This is a genomic window from Streptomyces sp. NPDC058157 (assembly GCF_042884105.1).
Taxonomy (GTDB): domain Bacteria; phylum Actinomycetota; class Actinomycetes; order Streptomycetales; family Streptomycetaceae; genus Streptomyces.
On the sequence record NZ_JBHVUQ010000140.1, the window covers coordinates 1 to 20,978 of the forward strand.

General features: G+C 71.8%; 22 protein-coding genes. 12 read left to right on the forward strand and 10 right to left on the reverse strand.

Annotated features, from left to right (window positions below; genetic code table 11):
- Positions 1 to 146 precede the first annotated feature (146 nt).
- On the reverse strand, positions 147 to 866 hold the full coding sequence (locus tag ACFVXK_RS27680; protein WP_389616400.1) for an RNA polymerase sigma factor: 720 nt from the start codon (positions 864 to 866) through the stop codon (positions 147 to 149).
- Between the two features lie 332 nt (positions 867 to 1,198).
- Between ACFVXK_RS27680 and ACFVXK_RS27685 the strand changes: the two genes are divergently transcribed.
- From ACFVXK_RS27685 to ACFVXK_RS27730, 10 genes are all read left to right on the forward strand, one after another.
- On the forward strand, positions 1,199 to 1,831 hold the full coding sequence (locus ACFVXK_RS27685; RefSeq protein ID WP_389616348.1) for a 2-oxo-4-hydroxy-4-carboxy-5-ureidoimidazoline decarboxylase: 633 nt from the start codon (positions 1,199 to 1,201) through the stop codon (positions 1,829 to 1,831).
- A gap of 152 nt (positions 1,832 to 1,983) precedes the next feature.
- Positions 1,984 to 2,364: a succinate dehydrogenase, cytochrome b556 subunit gene (gene sdhC / locus ACFVXK_RS27690; RefSeq protein WP_389616351.1), complete on the forward strand. Its 381-nt coding sequence runs from the start codon at positions 1,984 to 1,986 to the stop codon at positions 2,362 to 2,364.
- 5 nt (positions 2,365 to 2,369) lie between these two features.
- Positions 2,370 to 2,852: a succinate dehydrogenase hydrophobic membrane anchor subunit gene (locus tag ACFVXK_RS27695; protein WP_389616354.1), complete on the forward strand. Its 483-nt coding sequence runs from the start codon at positions 2,370 to 2,372 to the stop codon at positions 2,850 to 2,852.
- A 23-nt stretch (positions 2,853 to 2,875) separates the two neighbouring features.
- A complete protein-coding gene (gene sdhA, locus ACFVXK_RS27700; RefSeq protein ID WP_389616357.1) occupies positions 2,876 to 4,630 on the forward strand; it encodes a succinate dehydrogenase flavoprotein subunit in 1,755 nt (584 codons plus the stop codon).
- Entirely contained in the window at positions 4,630 to 5,388 is a 759-nt protein-coding gene (locus ACFVXK_RS27705; protein WP_365154444.1) for a succinate dehydrogenase iron-sulfur subunit, read from the forward strand. Before sdhA ends, ACFVXK_RS27705 begins: the two co-directional genes overlap by 1 nt.
- A gap of 162 nt (positions 5,389 to 5,550) precedes the next feature.
- Complete coding sequence (locus tag ACFVXK_RS27710; RefSeq protein WP_389616359.1) at positions 5,551 to 6,735, forward strand: serine hydrolase domain-containing protein; 1,185 nt, start codon at positions 5,551 to 5,553, stop codon at positions 6,733 to 6,735.
- Between the two features lie 91 nt (positions 6,736 to 6,826).
- Positions 6,827 to 7,246, forward strand: coding sequence for a hypothetical protein (locus tag ACFVXK_RS27715; protein WP_389616362.1), 420 nt, complete (start codon positions 6,827 to 6,829; stop codon positions 7,244 to 7,246).
- Between the two features lie 3 nt (positions 7,247 to 7,249).
- The gene (locus ACFVXK_RS27720) at positions 7,250 to 7,684 is read left to right on the forward strand and encodes a thiol-disulfide oxidoreductase DCC family protein (protein ID WP_389616364.1); all 435 of its coding nucleotides are present in this window, start codon (positions 7,250 to 7,252) and stop codon (positions 7,682 to 7,684) included.
- 11 nt (positions 7,685 to 7,695) lie between these two features.
- On the forward strand, positions 7,696 to 8,430 hold the full coding sequence (locus ACFVXK_RS27725; protein ID WP_389616367.1) for a TetR/AcrR family transcriptional regulator: 735 nt from the start codon (positions 7,696 to 7,698) through the stop codon (positions 8,428 to 8,430).
- A gap of 108 nt (positions 8,431 to 8,538) precedes the next feature.
- Positions 8,539 to 9,549, forward strand: a complete 1,011-nt coding sequence (locus ACFVXK_RS27730) for a glutathione S-transferase family protein (protein WP_389616370.1) — start codon at positions 8,539 to 8,541, stop codon at positions 9,547 to 9,549.
- 63 nt (positions 9,550 to 9,612) lie between these two features.
- On the opposite strand, the gene ACFVXK_RS27735 is transcribed toward ACFVXK_RS27730, so the two are convergent.
- The gene (locus tag ACFVXK_RS27735; RefSeq protein WP_389616372.1) at positions 9,613 to 10,869 is read right to left on the reverse strand and encodes an MFS transporter; all 1,257 of its coding nucleotides are present in this window, start codon (positions 10,867 to 10,869) and stop codon (positions 9,613 to 9,615) included.
- Positions 10,870 to 10,976: 107 nt separating this feature from the next.
- Here ACFVXK_RS27735 and ACFVXK_RS27740 point away from each other — a divergent pair, with 107 nt between their 5' ends.
- Entirely contained in the window at positions 10,977 to 11,513 is a 537-nt protein-coding gene (locus tag ACFVXK_RS27740; protein WP_389616375.1) for a MarR family winged helix-turn-helix transcriptional regulator, read from the forward strand.
- Here the strand turns inward: ACFVXK_RS27740 and ACFVXK_RS27745 are convergent.
- The 3 genes from ACFVXK_RS27745 to ACFVXK_RS27755 form a co-directional block, all read right to left on the reverse strand.
- Positions 11,500 to 13,059 (reverse strand): ABC transporter substrate-binding protein, encoded by a 1,560-nt coding sequence (locus tag ACFVXK_RS27745; protein ID WP_389616403.1) that lies wholly within the window; start codon positions 13,057 to 13,059, stop codon positions 11,500 to 11,502. The genes ACFVXK_RS27740 and ACFVXK_RS27745 overlap by 14 nt on opposite strands.
- Before the next feature lie 124 nt (positions 13,060 to 13,183).
- Complete coding sequence (locus tag ACFVXK_RS27750) at positions 13,184 to 14,623, reverse strand: metallophosphoesterase (protein WP_389616378.1); 1,440 nt, start codon at positions 14,621 to 14,623, stop codon at positions 13,184 to 13,186.
- Positions 14,620 to 14,862: an SCO4848 family membrane protein gene (locus ACFVXK_RS27755; protein WP_389616381.1), complete on the reverse strand. Its 243-nt coding sequence runs from the start codon at positions 14,860 to 14,862 to the stop codon at positions 14,620 to 14,622. The genes ACFVXK_RS27750 and ACFVXK_RS27755 overlap by 4 nt, the downstream gene beginning before the upstream one ends.
- 121 nt (positions 14,863 to 14,983) lie before the next feature.
- Between ACFVXK_RS27755 and ACFVXK_RS27760 the strand changes: the two genes are divergently transcribed.
- The gene (locus tag ACFVXK_RS27760) at positions 14,984 to 16,225 is read left to right on the forward strand and encodes a D-alanyl-D-alanine carboxypeptidase family protein (RefSeq protein ID WP_389616383.1); all 1,242 of its coding nucleotides are present in this window, start codon (positions 14,984 to 14,986) and stop codon (positions 16,223 to 16,225) included.
- On the opposite strand, the gene ACFVXK_RS27765 is transcribed toward ACFVXK_RS27760, so the two are convergent.
- The 5 genes from ACFVXK_RS27765 to trpS all read right to left on the reverse strand — a co-directional run bounded on the left by ACFVXK_RS27765 (position 16,222) and on the right by trpS (position 20,842).
- A complete protein-coding gene (locus ACFVXK_RS27765) occupies positions 16,222 to 16,953 on the reverse strand; it encodes a class F sortase (protein WP_389616386.1) in 732 nt (243 codons plus the stop codon). The two genes, ACFVXK_RS27760 and ACFVXK_RS27765, sit on opposite strands and share 4 nt — an antisense overlap.
- 5 nt (positions 16,954 to 16,958) lie before the next feature.
- Complete coding sequence (locus ACFVXK_RS27770) at positions 16,959 to 17,951, reverse strand: hypothetical protein (RefSeq protein ID WP_389616389.1); 993 nt, start codon at positions 17,949 to 17,951, stop codon at positions 16,959 to 16,961.
- 145 nt (positions 17,952 to 18,096) lie between these two features.
- Positions 18,097 to 18,969: a YihY/virulence factor BrkB family protein gene (locus tag ACFVXK_RS27775; protein ID WP_389616392.1), complete on the reverse strand. Its 873-nt coding sequence runs from the start codon at positions 18,967 to 18,969 to the stop codon at positions 18,097 to 18,099.
- 170 nt (positions 18,970 to 19,139) lie between these two features.
- A complete protein-coding gene (locus ACFVXK_RS27780; RefSeq protein WP_389616395.1) occupies positions 19,140 to 19,727 on the reverse strand; it encodes a 2'-5' RNA ligase family protein in 588 nt (195 codons plus the stop codon).
- Positions 19,728 to 19,828: 101 nt separating this feature from the next.
- Positions 19,829 to 20,842: a tryptophan--tRNA ligase gene (gene trpS, locus ACFVXK_RS27785; RefSeq protein WP_389616397.1), complete on the reverse strand. Its 1,014-nt coding sequence runs from the start codon at positions 20,840 to 20,842 to the stop codon at positions 19,829 to 19,831.
- Positions 20,843 to 20,978 lie beyond the last annotated feature (136 nt).

The window sequence follows — 20,978 nt, forward strand, 5'->3', positions numbered from 1 at the left end:
GGTCAGGGCGTCGAGGGCGGCGCGCAGTCGGGCGGCCTCGGCCCGGGCGCGCGGGTCGGCGCCGGGTCCGACCGGGCCGGCGGCCCGTCCGCTCAGCAGCTCCTCCGCCGTGGCTCCGTCCAGCCACGCCTTGTGCTCGTCGGCCATCACATGTCCTTCTGCGTCCGCCAACGTGAATGCGTCACACCGGTTCGTTCCACGAGGTCCTTGGCCCGTGCCCGCTGCGCCGGTACGGCGTCGAGGTCCCGGTCCCGCGCCAGGTCTCCGGCATTATGGCCGACCCGCGCCCCGACCTCGGTCTCGCCCGCGGGCCCGGAGTCGGCGCCCAGCAGTTCGGCGAGCTTCTTCAGGCCCCGGTGGGCGGCCGTGCGGACCGCGCCGGGGCGCTTGCCGAGGGTCTCGGCCGCGCTCTTGGCGTCGAGGCCGACGACCACCCGCAGGACGACGGCCTCGGCCTGGTCCTGCGGGAGCTGGGCGATCAGCGCCATGGTGCGGCCCGTGGACAGGGCCTCCATGGCCTCGCCGTAGGTGTCGGAGTCGGCGGCCCGGCCGGTCAGCTCGGTCTCGTCGCCGCCGACGGCGGGCCGGCGGCCGCGCATGCGGATGTGGTCGAGGGCCCGGTTGCGGGCGATCCGGGCCGCCCAGCCGCGGAAGCGGTCGGCGTCCCCGGTGAAGGAGGCGAGGTCGCGGGCGATCTGCAGCCATGCCTCGGAGGTCACGTCTTCCGCGTCGCCGTCGCCGACGAGCGTGCGTACGTATCCGAGCAGGCGCGGGTGCACGGCGCGGTACACAGTCCGGAACGCGCTCTCGTCGCCGTCCTGTGCCGCGAGCACCGCGGCGGTCAGCTCCGCGTCGTCCCCCAGCAAAGTCCCCAACCCGTTCGACGTCCTGTACGTGTGGCGCAAATCCGCACGTTACGGCTTTCGCGTCCCTCTCGTCCACGCGTTGTACAACCAGCAACCAAGCCTGCGCGGAGCGAGGTGTGACAGAAAACGCACTCCGGACGCTGACACAGATACGGGCTTGTCGCACGAGCCCGTGACGGATGGCGGCCGGGGCCTCTCCTGTGGGGGGTGGCGGCCTCGGTCGCCCTCCCCTCTCTTCGGCCGGTTCAATCCGGCCCGGGTGTCATCCTTTCGGCTCACTTCCGGGTGAAAACCCCTTATGCATACGCCACCGCCTCCTTGAGATCGCTAGCGTGGCGGTACACCCGCGCCGCGCCCCGAGGAGACCTCCGCTGTCCAGCCCCCTTCCGGCACAGGTCCGCGGCCCGGTCTCCGCTCCGGGCGCCGGGCTGGCGCGGTTCAACTCGCTGCCGCCCGAGCACGCGCGGACGGCCCTGCTGCACTGCTGCGGCAGCGTCCGCTGGGCCCAGCGGGTGTCCGACCACCGCCCCTACCCGGACACGGCGTCCCTGCTGGCGGCGGGCGACGAGGCGGCGTACGACCTGTCGCAGGGCGACCTCACCGAGGCGCTGGCCCGGGAGTCCTCGGCGGAGCTGGGCCACGGGGCGCCCTACGCGGCGCTGGTGGCGCTGGACGCGGCCCGGGCGGAGTACGAGCGCACCTTCGGGCACGCCTTCGTGATCTGCCTGGACGGGCATCCGCCCGAGGAGCAGATAAGCCAGCTGCTGGCCGCGATCCGCCGGAGGATGGGTCACGAGATCGACGAGGAGCGCTCGATCGCGGCCGACGAACTGCGGCTCGTGGCCCGCTCCCGGCTGCTGTGCCTGCTCGACCGGCTGGCGGGCGCGCAGTCCCCTCTGCGCGGCACAGGGCCTGGTGACGGCCGATCGGCGGCCGATTTCGGCCTGTTTGCCCCTGCGGGATAGGCCGTCCGTGCCTGTTTGATCACACCAGAGGACCCCGCGCGAGGGAACCGACGAAGCGTCGCTACGATGTCCGGGGCCGGTGGACCGTACCCGGCCGGGCCCGACCGACAAAGAAGCCGGCTGGCCCCCGCCCCGCTTCCGGAGGGTTTTCCGTGCCGGCTGGAACGTTGTACCGCGGCCGGGAAGGAATGTGGTCCTGGGTGGCTCATCGAGTCACCGGCGTCCTCATTTTCTTCTTCCTGTTCGTACACGTCCTCGACACCGCACTCGTCCGCGTCTCCCCTGAGGCGTACGACGATGTCGTGGCTACCTACAAGACTCCGATCGTCGCGCTGCTGGAGTACGGCCTCGTCGCCGCCATCCTGTTCCACGCGCTCAACGGTCTCCGTGTCATCGCCGTGGACTTCTGGTCCAAGGGCCCCCGCTACCAGAAGCAGATGCTCTGGACTGTCGTGGGCCTGTGGGCCGTGACGATGGCCTTCGCCGTCCTCCCGGTCCTCGGCCACGCCTACCGCGTTCTGTTCGGGGAGTGACACGCATGTCTTCTGACACTTCTTCCGCCCAGGCGATCGGCTCCGTGGAGGGCGTCTCCCTCTACGACACCGACAACCCGGCGCCCTACATCGAGGCCCCGCGCAAGCGGACCGGCAAGACGCCGCGCTCGACCCGCGGCAACTTCGAGATGGCCGCGTGGCTGTTCATGCGCCTCTCGGGCATCGTGCTGGTCGTCCTCGTCATCGGCCACCTCGTCATCCAGCTGGTGCTGGACGGCGGCGTGTCCAAGGTCGGCTTCGCCTTCGTCGCCGGCCGCTGGGCTTCCCCGTTCTGGCAGGTCTGGGACCTGCTGATGCTGTGGCTGGCCATGCTGCACGGCGCGAACGGTCTGCGTACCGTCATCAACGACTACGCGGAGCGCGCCAACACGCGGCTGTGGCTGAAGGGCCTGCTCTACACCGCCACGGTGTTCACCATCCTTCTGGGCACGCTGGTGATCTTCACCTTCGACCCGAACATCCGCTAGGCAACGGGGCTGAGGCGAATCAAATGAAGATCCACAAGTACGACACCGTGATCGTCGGCGCCGGTGGCGCGGGCATGCGCGCCGCCATCGAGGCGACGAAGCGCAGCCGCACCGCCGTGCTGACGAAGCTCTACCCCACCCGCTCCCACACGGGCGCCGCGCAGGGCGGCATGGCCGCCGCGCTGGCCAACGTGGAGGACGACAACTGGGAGTGGCACACCTTCGACACGGTCAAGGGCGGTGACTACCTGGTCGACCAGGACGCCGCCGAGATCCTGGCGAAGGAGGCCATCGACGCGGTCCTCGACCTCGAGAAGATGGGCCTGCCGTTCAACCGCACCCCGGACGGCACCATCGACCAGCGCCGCTTCGGCGGTCACTCGCGCAACCACGGCGAGGCGCCGGTCCGCCGGTCCTGCTACGCCGCGGACCGCACCGGCCACATGATCCTCCAGACGCTGTACCAGAACTGCGTCAAGGAGGGTGTGGAGTTCTTCAACGAGTTCTACGTCCTGGACCAGCTGCTGGTCGAGGTCGACGGTGTGAAGAAGTCCGCGGGTGTGGTCGCGTACGAGCTCGCCACCGGCGAGATCCACGTGTTCCAGGCCAAGGCGGTCATCTACGCCTCCGGCGGCACCGGCAAGTTCTTCAAGGTGACCTCCAACGCGCACACCCTGACGGGTGACGGCCAGGCGGCCTGCTACCGCCGCGGCCTGCCGCTGGAGGACATGGAGTTCTTCCAGTTCCACCCGACGGGCATCTGGCGCATGGGCATCCTGCTGACGGAGGGCGCCCGTGGTGAGGGCGGCATCCTCCGCAACAAGGACGGCGAGCGCTTCATGGAGAAGTACGCGCCGGTCATGAAGGACCTCGCGTCCCGTGACGTCGTCTCGCGCTCCATCTACACCGAGATCCGCGAGGGCCGCGGCTGCGGTCCGGCCGGGGACCACGTGTACCTGGACCTGACGCACCTCCCGCCGGAGCAGCTGGACGCCAAGCTCCCGGACATCACGGAGTTCGCGCGCACCTACCTCGGTATCGAGCCCTACACGGACCCGATCCCGATCCAGCCCACCGCGCACTACGCCATGGGCGGCATCCCGACCAACGTCGAGGGTGAGGTCCTGGCGGACAACACCACCGTCGTCCCGGGCCTGTACGCGGCCGGCGAGGTCGCGTGCGTGTCGGTGCACGGCGCCAACCGCCTGGGCACCAACTCGCTGCTGGACATCAACGTCTTCGGCAAGCGCTCCGGCATCGCGGCGGCCGAGTACGCGGCGAAGCACGACTACGTCGAGCTGCCGGAGAACCCGGCGCAGCAGGTCGCCGACCTGGTCGAGCACCTGCGCAACTCCACGGGCACCGAGCGGGTCGCCGACCTGCGCCTGGAGCTCCAGGAGACGATGGACGCGTGCGTGATGGTGTTCCGCACGGAGCAGACCATCAAGACCGCGGTCGAGAAGATCGCGGAACTGCGCGAGCGCTACAAGAACGTGTCCGTCCAGGACAAGGGCAAGCGCTTCAACACGGACCTGCTGGAGGCCATCGAGCTGGGCAACCTGCTCGACCTGGCCGAGGTCATGGCCGTGTCCGCCCTGGCGCGCAAGGAGTCCCGCGGCGGTCACTACCGCGAGGACTACCCGAACCGCGACGACGTCAACTTCATGCGCCACACCATGGCGTACCGCGAGGTCGGCGCCGACGGCAAGGACTCCGTCCGCCTGGACTACAAGCCCGTCGTCGTCACCCGCTACCAGCCGATGGAGCGTAAGTACTGATGGCTACCCCGACCCTCGACAAGGTGGAGGCCGAGGCCGCGGCCTCGCACAACATCACGGTCACCTTCCGGATCCGCCGCTACAACCCCGAGGTCTCGGCCGAGGCGGAGTGGCAGGACTTCCAGATCGAGATCGACCCGAAGGAGCGCGTGCTCGACGGTCTCCACAAGATCAAGTGGGACCTGGACGGCACGCTGACCTTCCGCCGCTCCTGCGCGCACGGCATCTGCGGCTCCGACGCGATGCGGATCAACGGCAAGAACAGGCTCGCCTGCAAGACGCTGATCAAGGACATCAACCCGGAGAAGCCCATCACGGTCGAGGCCATCAAGGGCCTCACGGTGATGAAGGACCTCGTGGTCGACATGGAGCCCTTCTTCCAGGCGTACCGGGACGTCATGCCGTTCCTGGTCACCAAGGGCAACGAGCCGACGCGCGAGCGCCTGCAGTCCGCCGAGGACCGCGAGCGCTTCGACGACACCACCAAGTGCATCCTGTGCGCCGCGTGCACGTCCTCGTGCCCGGTGTTCTGGAACGACGGCCAGTACTTCGGCCCGGCGGCGATCGTCAACGCCCACCGCTTCATCTTCGACTCGCGTGACGAGGCCGGCGAGCAGCGGCTGGAGATCCTGAACGACAAGGACGGCGTGTGGCGCTGCCGCACGACCTTCAACTGCACCGACGCGTGCCCCCGTGGCATCGAGGTCACGAAGGCGATCCAGGAAGTCAAGCGCGCGCTGATCACGCGCCGCTTCTGACCGTCCCCGCCGGAGCCCGAGGCCCGCACCCCTTCCCGGGGTGCGGGCCTCGGTCCGTTCCGGGGGCGTCACCCGCCCGGACGGTCCGGCGCGCCGGGTGGTGGGGGCGGGGCTAGGGTCCGGGCAGGGGAGGGGAAGCGCTCCGAGTCGTTGGAGGCACCCGTGCGCCGTCGTTCCGTGAAGCCCGCGATGCTGCTCCCGTTGGTCCTCGGGGCCTCCCTGCTGTCCGGCTGCGGGACGCCCGCGGCCGCCGGGGACGAGGCGGACTGCCCGGCCGGGCAGGTCTCGCGGGGCGGGGTCTGCCTGGCCGGGGACGCCGCCGCCTTCGCGCGGGCGCAGGTGCAGCAGTCGCTGGCGAAGTTCAAGCTCACCGCCTCCATGGCCGAGGTGTGGACCGGGGGCGAGCGGGTCGCCTCGGTCGCCGCCGGGGAGACCATGACCGGGATCCCCGCCACCCCCGACATGCGGTTCCGCAACGGGGCCGTCGCGATCCCGTACCTGACGACCGCGCTGCTCAAGCTGGTCGACGAGGGCCGGGTCTCGCTCGACGACAGCATCTCCCGCTGGCGTCCCGACCTCCCGCACGCGGACGCGATCACGCTGCGGATGCTGGCCTCGACCACCTCCGGGTACTCCGACTACGTCCGGGACCCGAAGTTCCTCGCCGCCCTGTACGAGAACCCGTTCCGGCACTGGACCTCGGACGAGCTGATCCGGATCTCCGTGGACAAGCCCCTGGTGCGGGCGCCGGGCTCGGGCTTCGCCTACTCGCACGGCAACTGGCAGATCCTGGGCGACATCATCGGCAAGGTGCGGGGCCGGCCGCTGGCCGAGGTGATGCGCGAGGAGATCATCGGGCCGCTGGGGCTGACCGGGACCTCGAACCCGTCCACCGCGGAGATCCCGGCGCCGGTCCTGCACGCCTTCGACAACGAGCGCAAGGTGTTCGAGGACTCCACGTACTGGGACCCGTCGTGGACGATCGCGCCGGGGGCGGTGATGACGTCCACGATGACGGACATGGCGAAGTCCTTCACGGCGATCGGCGAGGGGAAGCTGCTGAGCCCGGAGTCCCACAAGGCGCAGCTCACGCCGGTCTCGACGGTCCAGCCGGGTGTCTCGTACGCCCTGGGGCTGGCCGTGCAGGGCGACTGGATCCTGCAGAACCCGTCCTTCGCCGGGTACGCGGCGACGGTGGCCTACCTGCCGGCGAAGAAGCTGGCGATCGCCACGGTGAGCACCCAGGGCAAGGGCAGCACCGTCCAGAACGCGAGCACGGAGGTGCTCGTGGCCCTGGCGAACCACCTCGCGCCCGACCACCCGCTGGGGCTGCGCAAGTCCGGGTGAGGATTCCCCGCGACAGAGGCTTGAACGTGTTCAAAAGAACGTCTACAGTCGGAGACGTCAGCAGTTGAACACGTTCAAAGGGGCTGGGGCAATGGACCTCACCGTGGTCGCGTACGTCATCTACCTGCTCGTCAGCATCGGGCTCACCGTCTGGGTGGCCCGCACCCTCAGCCGCAACGGGCGGATCTTCATCGCCGACGTGCTCCAGGGCAACGAGAAGCTCGCCGAGGCCGTCAACCACCTCCTGGTGGTCGGGTTCTACCTGGTCAACATCGGCTTCGTGACCCTCTACCTGCGCTCGGCCGACACCATCCTGGAGGCCCGCGGGCTGTTCGAGGCCCTGTCGGTGAAGCTCGGCGTCGTCCTGCTCGTGCTCGGCGTCATGCACCTGGGCAACGTGTGGGTGCTGAGCCGGATGCGCCGCCGCGGGATCATGGAGCGCCAGGCCGCGCAGCTGCCGCCGGTGCCGCCCGTCGCCCCGCAGGGGTGGACCGCTCCGGCCGGGGCCTGAGCCGTGGCCGAGCAGGCGAAGGAGCCGGTGCCCGTCCGGTACCTGACCGTCCTCTACGACCGCGACTGCCCGGTGTGCGTGCACATCCGGAACTGGCTGGTCAAGCAGCGCCAGCTGGTCCCGCTGCGGCTGGTGCCGGCCGCGTCCGCCCAGGCCTGGCGGCGGTTCCCGAAGCTCGCCCACGCCCAGACCCTCCGCGAGATCACCGTGGTCGGGGACCAGGGGCAGGTGTGGCGCGGGACGGACGCCTTCGTGATGTGCCTGTGGGCGCTGGCCGGGTACCGGGCGAAAGCCGAGTGGCTGGCCACCCCGGCCGGCCGGCCCTTCGCGAAGGCCGCGATGCACACGGCCGCCGCCGTCCGGCACGCGGTCCGGACCAAGTCCGAAGCGGAGCCCGGGGAAGCGGCCTGTGACGACCAGTGCCGGGCTCCCCGATAAGGTCGGACACCGTGACAGATCAGAAGGCTCCCAAGAGCGAGCAGACCCGCACGCTCATCCTCGAAACCGCGCTCCGTCTGTTCCAGGAACGCGGGTTCGACAAGACGACCATGCGGGCCATCGCCAAGGAGGCGGGGGTCTCGGTCGGCAACGCGTACTACTACTACGAATCGAAGGAACACCTGGTCCAGGGGTTCTACGACCGGATCAGCGCCGCCCACCAGGCGGCCGTCCGGCCGATCCTGGACCAGGAGACCGACCTCCAGAAGCGGCTCGCCGGGGTGCTGACGAGCTGGCTGGACATCGCCGCGCCGTACCACGAGTTCGCCTCCCAGTTCTTCAAGAACGCGGCGGATCCCGAGAGTCCGCTCAGCCCGTTCTCCCCGGAATCGGAACCGGCGCGGCAGGCGGCCATCGACATCCACCGCGAGGTGCTGGCCGGGACGAAGACCAAGGTGCCGGCCGAGCTGGCCGACGTGCTGCCGGAGTTGATGTGGCTCTCGCAGATGGGCCTCGTCCTGTACTGGGTCTTCGACCGCTCCCCGGAGAGCGAGAAGACCCGCCGGCTCGCCGAGCGGGGCGCCCAGCTGACGACCCGGGGCATCGTCCTGGCCCGCTTCCGGGTGCTGCGGCCGCTGGTGCGGGAGGTGCACGAGCTGTTCGCGGACTTCCTGCCGGGCATGGCCCAGACCGCGGTCGCGCGGGGCGGCAGGCGGGCCTCGGACCCGGATCCCGCGGAAGGCTGAGCGGGGCCGGGCGGCCGGGGGGGGCCAGGGGGACGGGCGGGGACGAGGGGCGGCGGAGCGCCGGTGGAGCGGCCGCTCGCCCCACCGGGTGGTGGGTATGGCCCAGGGATGAGCAACGTAGGCCCCGCCAAGGGGTATTCACGCGACAGCCGCTACATCACCACCCGGATCACCGCCGACGGCCGCGACGGGTTCCCGGTGGAGCCCGGCCGCTACCGCCTCGTGGTCAGCCGCGCCTGCCCCTGGGCCCACCGCACGGTGATCTTCCGCCGGCTCCTGGGCCTGGAGAAGGCCCTGCCCATGGCGATCGCCGGGCCCACGCACGACAAGCGCAGCTGGACCTTCGACCTCGACCCGGGCGGCCGCGACCCGGTGCTGGGCATGGAGCGCCTCCAGGAGGCCTTCCTCGCCCGCGACCCCGACTACGACCGGGGCGTCACGGTGCCGGCGATCGTGGACGTGCCGAGCGGTGCGGTGGTCACCAACGACTACGCGCGGCTGACCCTCGACCTGGCGACGGAGTGGTCGGCGTACCACCGCGACGGCGCGCCGGACCTGTATCCGCTCGCGCTGCGGCCGGAGATCGACGCGGTCGGCGAGGAGATCTACGCCGACGTGAACGACGGCGTGTACCGCACCGGGTTCGCCAAATCGCAGGAGGCGTACGAGGAGGCGTACGGGCGCCTCTTCGCCCGGCTCGACCGGCTCTCCGAGCGGCTGGAGCACTCCCGCTACCTGGTCGGGGAGACGATCACCGAGGCGGACGTGCGGCTGTTCACCTCGCTGGTGCGCTTCGACGCCGTCTACCACGGCCACTTCAAGTGCAACCGGCAGAAGCTGACCGAGATGCCGGTGCTGTGGGCCTACGCCCGGGACCTGTTCCAGACGCCCGGCTTCGGGGACACCGTCGACTTCGGCCACATCAAGCAGCACTTCTACGTGGTCCACGCGCACGTCAACCCGACCGGGATCGTCCCCGCCGGCCCCGACCCCTCGGGCTGGCTCACCCCGCACGGCCGGGAGGCCCTGGGCGGGCGCCCGTTCGGGGACGGCACCCCGCCGGGGCCTCCCTCCCCCGCCGAGACCGTCCCGCCGCTCGACGCCGCGGCGCGGTCCTGAAACGGCGCCGCGGGCGGGGGGGGCGGACCGGCCGCCTCCCGCCCGCCCGGCCGGGTCCCGTGCTCAGGATCCGAGGACGAGGAGGGTGGCGATCGCCGGGCCGAAGGCGCCGCCGAGCTGGTAGCAGAGGGTGAACAGGCCGATGGCGCTGGGCCGGTGGGCCTCGTCGGGGGCGGAGGCCACGGCGTGCGTCGACAGGACGGCGTTGGCGGCGCTGGCGGTGAAGACGGCCATCCCGGTGGCCACCACCAGCAGCGGGCCGGAGGAGGCGAGGATCCCGGTGAGCGCGGCGGCGGCTCCGGCGGCGACGAGCACGGTGCGGACGGTCGCGCGGCCCATCCGGGCGGAGGCGGCGGCGAGCAGCCACGACAGGGCGGAGCCGGTGAGCAGGGCGGCCAGCTGCCAGACCCCGGCGGAGGCCGCGTCCCATCCGGCGCGGTCGGCGAGCAGCCGGGGCACCGAGAACAGCAGGGTGAAGTAGGAGACCGACAGGGCCAGCGCGAGCAGCGCCGAGATCACGAAGACGGGCCGGCGCAGCAGCGCGGCGGGCACGAACCCGTCGGGGCGGCGGCGTACGTGCAGGGCGAGCAGGACGGCGGCGGCGAGCGCGGCACCCAGGGCGGCGAGCGGCTGGGTCGGCAGCAGGACGAGGGCGGTGGCGAACGCGGTCAGCAGGGCGGCGCCGCGGGCGTCGAAGCGGCCCGCGGGGGCGGGGGCGGTGTGGCCGGCGCGGCGCAGGACCACGGGTACCGCGAGCAGGGAGACCGCCTGGACGGCGAGGGCGAGCCGCCAGGAGGCGCCGTCCGCGAGGGTCCGGCCGAGCAGCGGCCCGGAGGCACCGAGCATGCCGAAGCCGGCGCTGATCACGCCCATCCGGCGGGCGGACCCGGCGAGGCTCATCGCGGCCGCGACGAATCCGGCGCCTCCTGCGGCCTGGGCGCAGCGGCCGACGAGGGTGAGCGGGAGCCAGGGGGAGACGGCGACGAGCGCGGTGCCGGCCAGGACGAGGACGGTGGCCAGCCGGAGCACCGCGGCCAGGCCGCGGCGGCGCAGGAGTCCGGCGATGAGCGGGGTGCCGACGGCCATGGCCCAGCCGAAGGCGGTGAGCAGCTGGGCGGCGGTGGCGTCGGCCACGCCGAGGGAGCGGGCCATGTCCGGGAGGATCAGCACCGGCGCGTTGGCCCCGGCGGCGATGGGCGTGGCGAGCAGGGCGAGCCACAGGACCGGGACGGGGCCGCGCGGAGGAGCCTCGGGCGCGGCGCCGGCGGCGCCCCTGCCGGTGGTGATGGTGGTGGTGTCGGTGGTCTCGCTGACCGTCATGGATGCCCACTCCCCTGATGCCTCAAGCTTGACAATCTCAACGTTGAGATAAAAGCAGGCAGACTCCTTCAACGTCAAGTGTCTTAACGTTGAGGTATTCTTCGGGTATGGAGAACACCCGTGGGGATCAGGACATGGTGGCCGCGGTCGCCGGGCAGTGGCAGAAGGAGCGCCCCGACCTGGCGGACGCGCTGTGGCCCGTCGAGGTGCTCGCCAGGATCCAGCGCATGACGCGGATCATCGACAAGTACCTGAAGGACTTCACCGCCGAGCACGGCCTGGAAGTCGGCGAGTTCGACGTACTGATGACCCTGCGCCGGTCAGGCCCCACGGACGGGCTGACCGCCGGGGCGCTGATCCCGGCGGCCATGGTGACCTCCGGCGCGATCACCAACCGGATCGACCGCCTGGAGGCCAAGGGCCTGGTGGAACGGGTCCGCGACGGGGCCGACCGCCGCTCGGTGCGGATCCGCCTGACCGAGCGGGGCCGTACCCTGGCGGACTCCGTCATCGTGGACCACCTGGCGCACTACGCACGGCTGCTGGCCCCCCTGGACCGGGGCGACTGCGACACCCTCGCCACCGCCCTGCGCACGCTCCTGGTGGCCCACGGGGACACCCTCGGACCGGCTACAGCCAGTTGAGCTCCCACAGGCGCCACACGCCGGTGCCGTCGGAGAGGTACTGCAGGCCGGTGACGGCCTCGCGGGAGAGGACGTAGTCCTTCTTCTGCCAGATCGGCAGCAGCGGGATCTGCTGGGAGACCACCCGCTGGAGCTCGTGGAAGTCGTTCGAGGCCTCTCCGCGGTCCTGGTAGGACTGGGTGCGGGCGATGAGGTCCTCGACGGCCTTGTCGGAGAAGCCGTTGTTCATGCTGGAGTCCTTGCCGACCAGCGGGGCGAGGAAGTTGTCCGCGTCCGGGAAGTCGGCGATCCAGCCGATGGTGTAAGCGTCGAACTGCCCCGCCGCGTAGGCCTTCTGGAAGTCCTCCCAGGCCTCGACCTGCTTGACCTGGACCTGGAACAGCCCGGTGGACTCCAGCTGCCGCTTGATCTCCTCGGCCTCGGCCACGTTCGCGCCGCGCGTGTTGACGCCCAGCGTGAGCGAGACCGGCACGGCGACGCCCGCGTCGGTGAGGAGCTTGCGGGCCGTCGCGCCGCTCGGCGCGGGGTAGGTGTCGAAGAACGGCGTGCTGTGCCCGGCGATCCCGGCCGGGACGAGGGAGTACAGCGGGGTGACCGTGCCCTTGTAGACGTCGGCGGCGATCTTCGACCGGTCCAGCGCGGCGGCCATGGCCTGGCGGACGGCCGGCTTCTGGACGGCGGAGCCGGGGCGGACGTTGAAGACCATGTGACGGGCCTCGGTGCCGCCGGAGGTCTGGTAGCGGGTGTCCTTCAGGCCCGGGTTGAGGCCCGCGAGCACCGACGGGGGCATGTCCCGGTGCGCCACCTCGATCTGGTGGTCCTTCCAGGCCTGGTCCAGCTGTGCCGAGTCCTTGAAGTACCGGACGGTGACGGCGGAGTTGGCGGGCTTGGCCTGCCCCTTGTACGCCGCGTTGGGCTTGAGCTCGGCGGTGGAGCCGGCCTTGTAGGCCTTCAGCGTGAACGGGCCCGAGCCGTCGGCCTTGCCGTCCGTGCGCAGCGCCTTCGCCGGGTACTGCTCCTTGTCCACGATCGAGGCGGCGCCCGTGGCGATCTTGAACGGGAAGGTGGCGTCGGGTGCGGCCAGGTTGAAGATGACGCTGCGGCCCTCGGCCTTGACCGACTCCAGGGTGTTGAACAGCGGCGCCGGGCCCTGGTCGGAGTTGATCTGCTTGATGCGGTCGAAGGAGAACTTCACGTCCTCGGCGGTGACCTGGCGGCCACCCGCGAAGGTCAGGTCGGAGCGCAGCTCGCACCGGTAGGTGGTGAGCTTCTGCCCGACGAAGGCGCAGGAGGACGCGGCGTCCGGGACCGGGGTGTCGGAGCCGGACTTGATGGTCATCAGCGACTGGTAGACGTTGCTGTACAGCGCCCAGGAGCCGGCGTCGTAAGCCCCGGCCGGGTCCAGGGCGGAGACGGCGTCGGTGGTCCCGACCCGGATGGCGCCGTGGCTCTCCTCGCCCAGGGGCAGCAGCTTCCAGGCGGCCACCCCGCCCGCGGCGGCGAGGACCAGCCCGACCGCGATGACCTTCGTGCGGACAGACCCCATCGCCATCCCCAGCCCCTTGAATCCCCGTCATACGAACCGTCGATCCGACTATCGGACGGCCGTCGGCCAGCCAATCACGGAAATCCGGCCACGGGAAGGGGCGTTTTGTCCCGGTCGCCGGCCGTCAGGTGTGGTATGAGGCGAGTTCGACGACCGTGATGTCGGACGGCGCGCCGACCCGGACCGGCGGCCCCCAGGCGCCCGCGCCCCGGGAGACGTACAGCTGGGTGTCCCCGTACCGCTCCAGGCCCGCGACGGTCGGGTTGGCGAGTTCGGCGAGGTAGTTGCCGGGCCAGAGCTGGCCGCCGTGGGTGTGGCCGGAGAGCTGGAGGTCGACGCCGTGGCGCACGGCCTCGTCGATCACGACCGGCTGGTGGGCGAGGAGCACGGAGGCGCGGGAGCGGTCGCGGTCGCCGAGGGCGGCCTGGAAGTCGGGGCCCTTGCCCTCCTTCTCCCCCTGCACGTCGTTGACCCCGGCGAGGTCGAAGTGGGGCAGCTCGCGGCGGGCGTTCTCCAGCGGGGTCAGGCCGAGTTCGCGGACGTGGTCGACCCACTGCTGGGCGCCGGAGAAGTACTCGTGGTTGCCGGTGACGAAGAAGCTGCCGTGGCGCGAGCGCAATTGGCGCAGGGGTTCGGCGGCGGGGCCGAGGTCGTGGACGTTGCCGTCGACGAGGTCCCCGACGACGGCGATGAGGTCGGGCTGGGTGCGGTTGACGGTGTCGACGATGCGCTGGGTGTGGGCGCGGCCCAGGATCGGGCCGAGGTGGACGTCGCTGACGACGGCGATCCGGAAGCCGTGGGCCGCGCGGGGCAGCCGGGCGAGGGGCACCTGCACCCGCTTGACGCGCGGCCCGCGCAGCACCCCGTACGCCCCGTTCCCCACGGTCACCCCGGCGGCGGCGACGGCGACCCCACCGAGCGTCCGCGCGACGAACACCCGCCGCGTCACCCCGCCCGCGGCCTCGGGGCCCTGCGGGGCCGTTCCCGCCCCGGCAACCGCGGGCTGCGACGCGGCCGTCCCCGCCGGGGTTTGCACACGGACCGCTGCCGTCGCCGGGACGGCCTCGGGCGCCGGGGCGTCGGCCTCCGGCGCGGCGGGACCCTGCGGGGCCGTTCCCCTCCCCGCCCCTTCCTTCGGCCGGGGCCCGTCCGGACCTGGCGGCGGCTGCGCGGCGAGGCCGCCGCCGGGCGCGGCATCCGTGGCCGGGGCGGCGGTGGCGGCCGCCGCCCCGGCGGCGGTGTTCCGGGCGATCCGGCGGAGCCACACGCGGCGGAGGGGTTCCGCCACCAGCATCGCCAGCGTCAGGTACAGCAGCACCGCGAGCCACATGAAGCCCGGCCAGGCCACCACCCGCTGGAGCCAGAACGGGGCGCCGGCCCGGCCCGCGAGCAGGGCGGCCAGCGACAGCAGCGGCAGCGCGAACGCCAGGACCGTCCCGGCCCGCCGCGCGGGCCCGCCCGGGCGGGTGGTGTCACGGACCAGCCGCACCCACAGCCACCGATGGACCAGCCCCAGCAGCGCGAGGACCGCGACGACCGCAACAATCACCACAAACACGGTCATCGTGATGCACGCCGCAGTACGCGCAGGCTACGCAACCCGATCACACCGACGGCCGTCCCCAGGAGGAAGGAGGTCACCGCGAGGAGGAGGTGGACCCAGAAGTACGCAGTGGGCCGACCGTCATCGAAAGCCAGACCGCTGGCGTCATTGAAGAGGTTCTTGACGAACGTGGACCAGATCACCCAGGACCAAGCTCCGAACGCTGCGAGGAACCAGGACGCGGTGCGGCTGAGTTTCATGTCCCCAGTATCGGATTCGTCCCCAGGACGGACGCGGCGGGGTGGGCCGTCCCGGGGGTGGTTCGCCACGGTTGGCCGGTCCGCGACGCCGGTCGGCTCATCGGCAGGTACGTTCACCTGCGTGTCTGCCAAGAAGACCGCGCTGACGGTCCTTTCCGCCGCCCTGCTGGTTCCGGCGGTGCTCGTCCCGTCCTCGACCGCGCGTGCCGCGACGGCTCCGCCCGCGCCGGCGGACGGGAAGGCGCAGCAGAAGCAGGCTCCCGCCCCGCCGCCGTCGATGTCCACGGTCGGCGGCGCCCTGCTCGGCCGGCCCGGGACCCAGGTGAACCTCCTGCCCGGCGCTCCCGCCCTGCCCGCGAACATCAGCGGCCGGTCCTGGATCGTGGCCGACGCCGAGACCGGCGAGGTCCTCGCGGCCCACAACGCGCACTGGCGGCTGCCCCCCGCGTCCACCCTGAAGATGCTCTTCGCGGACACCGTGCTCCCCGCCCTCCCCAAGGACCAGGTCCACCACGTCACCGGCCAGGACATGGACGGCGTCGGCCCGGGCAGCAGCCTGGTCGGGGTCAAGGAGGACCACGACTACTCCGTCCACGACCTGTGGCTCGGGGTGTTCCTGCGCTCCGGGAACGACGCCGTGCACGTTCTTTCGGCCATGAACGGCGGCGTCGACAAGACCGTCAAGGACATGCAGGCGCACGCCGAGGAGCTCCAGGCCCTGGACACGCACGTGGTCTCACCCGACGGATACGACGCCCCCGAGCAGGTCTCCAGCGCCTACGACCTCACCCTCATCGCCCGCTCCGGACTCCAGAAGCAGGACTTCCGCGAGTACTGCGGCACCGCCCAGGCGAAGTTCCCGGGCCTGCAGGAGGCGGGCAAGCCGCGCGAGTACTTCGAGATCCAGAACACCAACCGGCTGATGACCGGCGCCGGCGGGATCAGCCCGTACAAGGGCATCGCCGGGGTGAAGAACGGCAACACCACCATGGCCGGCTCCACCTTCACCGGCGCCGCCCAGCGCGGGGACAAGAAGCTGCTGGTCACGGTGATGAACCCGGACCGCGGCGGGCTCAACTCGGTCTACGAGGAGACCGCCGCGCTGTTCGACTGGGGCTTCGCCGCGAGCGGCAAGGTCAAGCCGGTCGGCGAGCTGGTGCCGCCCAAGAGCGCGGACACCACCCCCTTCGGCTCCCCCGCGAAGTCCCACGAGAACACCCCCGTGGCGGACGGCCCGCCGGCGAGCGGCGGCGGCCTGGGCACCGCGCTCGGCGTCGCCGCCGGGGCCCTGGCCGTACTGGCGGCCGGCGCCTACGCGGTCAACCGCCGCTGGCCGCGCGGCCGCCGGGGCCAGGGCTCCTAACCGCCAGAAGCCCCGCTTCCGGAGGACGTCACCAGATCGGCGTAGAGGATGATGTTGTCCGGGCGGTGGCCCGCGCGCAGGTCGCCGCCGCAGGTGATGACGCGCAGTTCGGGACGGGTGGTGTCGCCGTACACCCGCTGGGTGGGGAAGTGCTCCTTGTCCACCTGTTCCAGGGCGCGGACGGCGAAGACGGCGGTGGAGCCGTCGGCACGGTCGACGGTGACGGTGTCGCCGGTGCGCACCCGCGCCACGTCCTTCAGGACCGCGGGGCCCTCGGCGGTGTCGAAGTGGCCGATCAGGACGGCCGGTCCGGTCTGGCCGGGGGTGACGCCCTCCCGGTACCAGCCGATGCGGTCGGCCTGGGCGACGGAGGGCACCTGGACGGTCCCGTCGGCGGACAGGCCGAGTTCGAGCACGGGTGCGGTGTCGACGCCGGCGGCCGGGATGCGCACCCGCACGGGCCGCGCGGCGGGCAGCGGTGCGGGCGGGGACGCGGACGCCGAGGCGGCCGCACCGGGCACGCTCGTGGCCGGTGCGGGCGGTGCGGCGGAGACGTGCGCGGACGGGGTGGGGCCGGCCACCGCCGTGTCGGCGCGCACGGCGTTGACGGCCAGCCAGCCGCCGGCGGCCACCGCGGCCGCCGACGTCGCCGCGATCCAGCGCAGCCTGCGGCGGGAGGCCGCGGGGGCGGGCGGAGCCGCCGCGGCCTCGGCGCTGGGCTCGGTCACCGGTGTCAGACCCCGGCGCGGCGGCGACGGACCACGTGACCGAGGCCGAGGGCGCCGGCCAGGGCGAGGGCGGCGCCGCCCGCCAGCATCGCGGTGTCCTGTCCGCCGTCGACCTCGGCACCCGCGGCCACACCGCCGGCCGGGACGACCTTGGTCTGGGTGGCGGTCGTCGTGGTCGCGGAGTTCGTGCTGGTCGTGGAGGTCGTCGTGGTGCCGGTCCCGGTACCCGTGCCGGCACCGGTACCCGTACCCGTGCCCGTGCCGGTGTTCCCGGTCGTGCAGCCCTTGGGGAGCTTGGGGAAGGCCGTCTCGTGCCACGGCGCCGGGCCCTGGGAGCGGTCGAGGAAGACCGGGCCGGCGGTCTCCGCGTTCTTGATCTTCATGCCGTTGGAGAGGTCCTCGGGGTGGGCGCGGTCCACGGTGGCCACCGCCTTGCCCTCCTCGTCCTTGAGCACGGCCTTCGGGCCGGCCGTGAGGCTGTTGGTCAGCTGGACCGTCATGCGGTCGAACACGGAGGGGACCACCTGCGACACGGAGCACTTGCCGGTGACGACGACCGGGCCGGCCTCCTTGTCCGCGCCTTCCCCGATCGTCACGCAGGCGTGCGGAAGGGCCGGGAACGGCGTCTCACGCCACGGCGTCGGACCGCCCTGGGAGCGGTCGAGGAAGACCGGGCTGAGGCTCGCCGCGTTCTTGATCTTCATGCCGACGCTGAGGTCCTCGGGGTGGGCACGGTCCACGGTGGCCACCGCCTTGCCCCCCTCGTCCTTGAGCACGGCCTTCGGGCCGGCCGTGAGGCTGTTGGTCAGCTCGACCGTCATACCGCCCAACCGGGAGGGGATGGTCGTCGACGCGACGCAGTCCGCTGCGCCGCCGCGCGGGGCGTCGGCGGCGGAGGCGACGGACGGGGTGAGCAGAGTGGCGGCGAACGCGGCGGCGACGGCGGTGCCGAGTGCGAGGCGGCGCGCGGAAACGGCGGATGCGAAGACAGTGGACATGGTGGTCCCCCCAGGGACGGCAAGAGCGGTGGCGAAAGAAGCGCGACTCGCGCGGTACCCCCTCCGGCCCCCCGGTTCGGCCCCGCGCTGTGCGATGCCCCCAGTCTGACGGAGCACACGGTCATGATCGATAGAGGAATCGTCACTACCGTGCAACACCCTCCTCCTGGTCGTCGCGGGCCGCGGTCCAGGCGGCGCAGAACAGGAGCAGCTTCGCCGTGAAGTTGATCCACAGGAGGAGGGCGATGGGCACGCCGAAGGCCCCGTACATGCTCTTGGCGGCGACCCCGCGCATATAGCCGCTGAGCAGCAGTTTCAGCAGTTCGAAGCCGGCCGCGCCGATCAGCGCGGCCTGGATGAGGCGGGCGCGCGGCGGTTCGACGCCGGGCAGCAGGCTCAGCAGGTAGAGCAGGAGCAGGAAGGCCGCGAGGACGCCGACGAGGAAGGCCGCGGCCCGCAGCAGCACGCCGCCCGCGCCCTCGCGCGGAATGCCGAGGAGCTCCGCGAACTTGCCGACCGCGGTGGACCCGATGATCGAGGCGGCGGCCGAGGCCAGGGCCGCTCCGCCGAGGCCGAGCAGGACGAGGGCGTCCTTGCCCTTGCGGACGACCGGGTTGCCCTGGTCCTCGTCGTCCTTCTCCCACACGGCGCGCAGGCAGTCGCGCATCGAGGCGATCCAGCCGATGCCGGTGAAGAGGAGGAGGGCGCCCGCGACGAGGCCGACGGTGCCGGCGTTGGCGACGAGACCGGGGAGGTCGAGCTGGTCGGAGATGCCCGGGACCTGCTCGCCGAGGTTCTTCTGGAGCCGGTCGAGCTGGTCCTGGCTGAGCAGTGCGGCGCCGACGGCGGCCGCGACGGTGATCAGCGGGAACAGGGCGAGGAAGCTGATGAAGGTGATCGCCGCGGCGAGGCGGGACCAGTGCACGCGGTCGAGGAGCTCGTACGAACGCCAGGCGTGGGTCCGCATGACGGCGGACACGAGCGGCCCGATCACGGGGAGTTTCTTCAGCCAGTCCATGGGGGCCACCGTAAATGAGCTGCCGGAAATAGCCAGGATTGCCGCTTTCGGGCACTACGGTCGTCGTTTGTGACTTTTCGTCCCGAGTCGTCCCGACCGTTCCGCGCCCTGGTCCTGCGAAGGCTCCGGTTCCACGCCCACCGCGTGTTCCGGGGCCCGCGGCCTTCGCGTCAGGACCGCCGTATGGCGGTGTCGGCGGAGGCCGGACCCGACTGCGCCGGGACGGCGGTCGCGGCGGTGCCGAAGGGGTACTCGCGGAGCTTGCGCCAGACCCCGTCCGAGCCCTGCTCGTAGAGGGCGAAGCCCTGGCACTGCCAGCCGGCGGCGTAGTCGGCCAGCTCGGTGAAGGCCCGGTCCATCGCCTCCTCGGAGATCCCGTGGGCGACCGTGACGTGCGGGTGGTACGGGAAGGCCAGCTCGCGGCTGATGGGGCCCTCGGGGTCGCGGATGCGGCCCTGGAGGCTGGTGCAGCCCTCGACGCCCTCGGCGAGCCGGACGAAGACGACCGGCGAGAGGGGCCGGAAGGTTCCCGTCCCCTCCAGTCGCATCGCGAAGGAGGGGAAGGAGCGGGCGACCTCGGCGAGGTGCGCGCGGATCGCCGCCAGCCGGTCGGCCTCCACCTCGGTGGGCGGCACGAGGGTCACGTGCGTGGGGATGCCGTGCGCGGCGGCGTCCCCGAAGCCGGCGCGCAGCTGCTGGAGCTGGCTGCCGTACGGCTCCGGGACCGCGATCGAAACGCCGAGCGTTACGGTCCCCACGTGATCTCCTCCGCGCGTTGGCTGTGTGGTGTGCTCGCATCGGGTGCTGCCGCCTCAGTGTGGCGGCAGCACCCCCTCGGCCGCCAGGGGCCCAGGACCCGTCAGTGCTTGGCGGGGACGAATCCGATGCGGTCGTAGGCCTGCGCCAGGGTCTCGGCGGCGACCGCCCGGGCCTTCTCCGCGCCCTTGGCCAGCACGGCGTCCAGGCTCTCGGGGTCGTCCAGGAACTCCTGGGTGCGCTGCTTGAAGGGTGTGACGAAGTCGACCATCACACCGGCCAGGTCGGTCTTGAGCGCACCGTAGCCCTTGCCCTCGTACGCGGCCTCCAGGGCGGGGATCGACTCGCCCGTGAGGGTGGAGTAGATCGTTAGCAGGTTGCTGACGCCGGGCTTGTTCTCGGCGTCGAAGCGGATCTCGGCCTCGGTGTCGGTGACCGCGCTCTTGATCTTCTTCTCGGTGGCCTTGGGCTCGTCGAGGAGGCTGATCAGACCCTTCGGGGAGGACGCGGACTTCGACATCTTGATCGACGGGTCCTGGAGGTCGTAGATCTTCGCGACCTCCTTGACGATGTGCGCGGCGGGGAGGGTGAAGGTCTGGCCGTAGCGGTGGTTGAACCGCTCGGCGAGGTCGCGGGTCAGCTCCACGTGCTGGCGCTGGTCCTCACCGACGGGGACGGCGTTCGCCTGGTAGAGCAGGATGTCGGCGACCTGGAGGATCGGGTACGTGAACAGGCCGACACTGGCGCTGTTGACCCCGCCCTTGGCGGACTTGTCCTTGAACTGGGTCATCCGGCTGGCCTCGCCGAAGCCGGTGATGCAGTTCATGACCCAGGCGAGCTGCGCGTGCTCGGGGACGTGGCTCTGGATGAAAAGCGTGCAGCGCTCGGGGTCCAGCCCGGCGGCGAGCAGCTGCGCGGCGGAGAGGCGGGTGTTCGCGCGGAGGTCCTTGGGATCCTGCGGCATGGTGATCGCGTGCAGGTCGACGACCATGTAGAAGGCGTCGTGCGTCTCCTGGAGGGCGACGTACTGGCGGATCGCTCCGAGGTAGTTCCCGAGGTGGAACGAGCCGGAGGTGGGCTGGATGCCGGAGAGAGCGCGGGGACGGTCAGAAGCCATGCCGCCATTCTCTCAGGTACCGACCCGCCCCCGGCCCCGCCCTTGGGGCTCCGCTGCGCGTGGCTGTCTCCCCGCCCCGCCCTTCACCTGTTCTCCGGGGCTCCGCCCCGGCCCCCTGGGGGCTCCGCCCCCAGAC

What these genes read in the sequence shown, in the direction of transcription:
- ACFVXK_RS27715 (WP_389616362.1), top strand. Translation starts at nt 6,827, where the DNA reads ATGGACCTCACCGTGGTCGCGTACGTCATCTACCTGCTCGTCAGCATC.
- ACFVXK_RS27745 (WP_389616403.1), bottom strand. Translation starts at nt 13,059, where the DNA reads ATGGGGTCTGTCCGCACGAAGGTCATCGCGGTCGGGCTGGTCCTCGCC.
- ACFVXK_RS27705 (WP_365154444.1), top strand. Translation starts at nt 4,630, where the DNA reads ATGGCTACCCCGACCCTCGACAAGGTGGAGGCCGAGGCCGCGGCCTCG.
- ACFVXK_RS27775 (WP_389616392.1), bottom strand. Translation starts at nt 18,969, where the DNA reads ATGGACTGGCTGAAGAAACTCCCCGTGATCGGGCCGCTCGTGTCCGCC.
- ACFVXK_RS27735 (WP_389616372.1), bottom strand. Translation starts at nt 10,869, where the DNA reads ATGACGGTCAGCGAGACCACCGACACCACCACCATCACCACCGGCAGG.
- sdhA (WP_389616357.1), top strand. Translation starts at nt 2,876, where the DNA reads ATGAAGATCCACAAGTACGACACCGTGATCGTCGGCGCCGGTGGCGCG.
- ACFVXK_RS27755 (WP_389616381.1), bottom strand. Translation starts at nt 14,862, where the DNA reads ATGAAACTCAGCCGCACCGCGTCCTGGTTCCTCGCAGCGTTCGGAGCT.
- ACFVXK_RS27740 (WP_389616375.1), top strand. Translation starts at nt 10,977, where the DNA reads ATGGAGAACACCCGTGGGGATCAGGACATGGTGGCCGCGGTCGCCGGG.
- ACFVXK_RS27730 (WP_389616370.1), top strand. Translation starts at nt 8,539, where the DNA reads ATGAGCAACGTAGGCCCCGCCAAGGGGTATTCACGCGACAGCCGCTAC.
- ACFVXK_RS27770 (WP_389616389.1), bottom strand. Translation starts at nt 17,951, where the DNA reads ATGTCCACTGTCTTCGCATCCGCCGTTTCCGCGCGCCGCCTCGCACTC.
- ACFVXK_RS27750 (WP_389616378.1), bottom strand. Translation starts at nt 14,623, where the DNA reads ATGACCGTGTTTGTGGTGATTGTTGCGGTCGTCGCGGTCCTCGCGCTG.
- trpS (WP_389616397.1), bottom strand. Translation starts at nt 20,842, where the DNA reads ATGGCTTCTGACCGTCCCCGCGCTCTCTCCGGCATCCAGCCCACCTCC.
- ACFVXK_RS27695 (WP_389616354.1), top strand. Translation starts at nt 2,370, where the DNA reads ATGTCTTCTGACACTTCTTCCGCCCAGGCGATCGGCTCCGTGGAGGGC.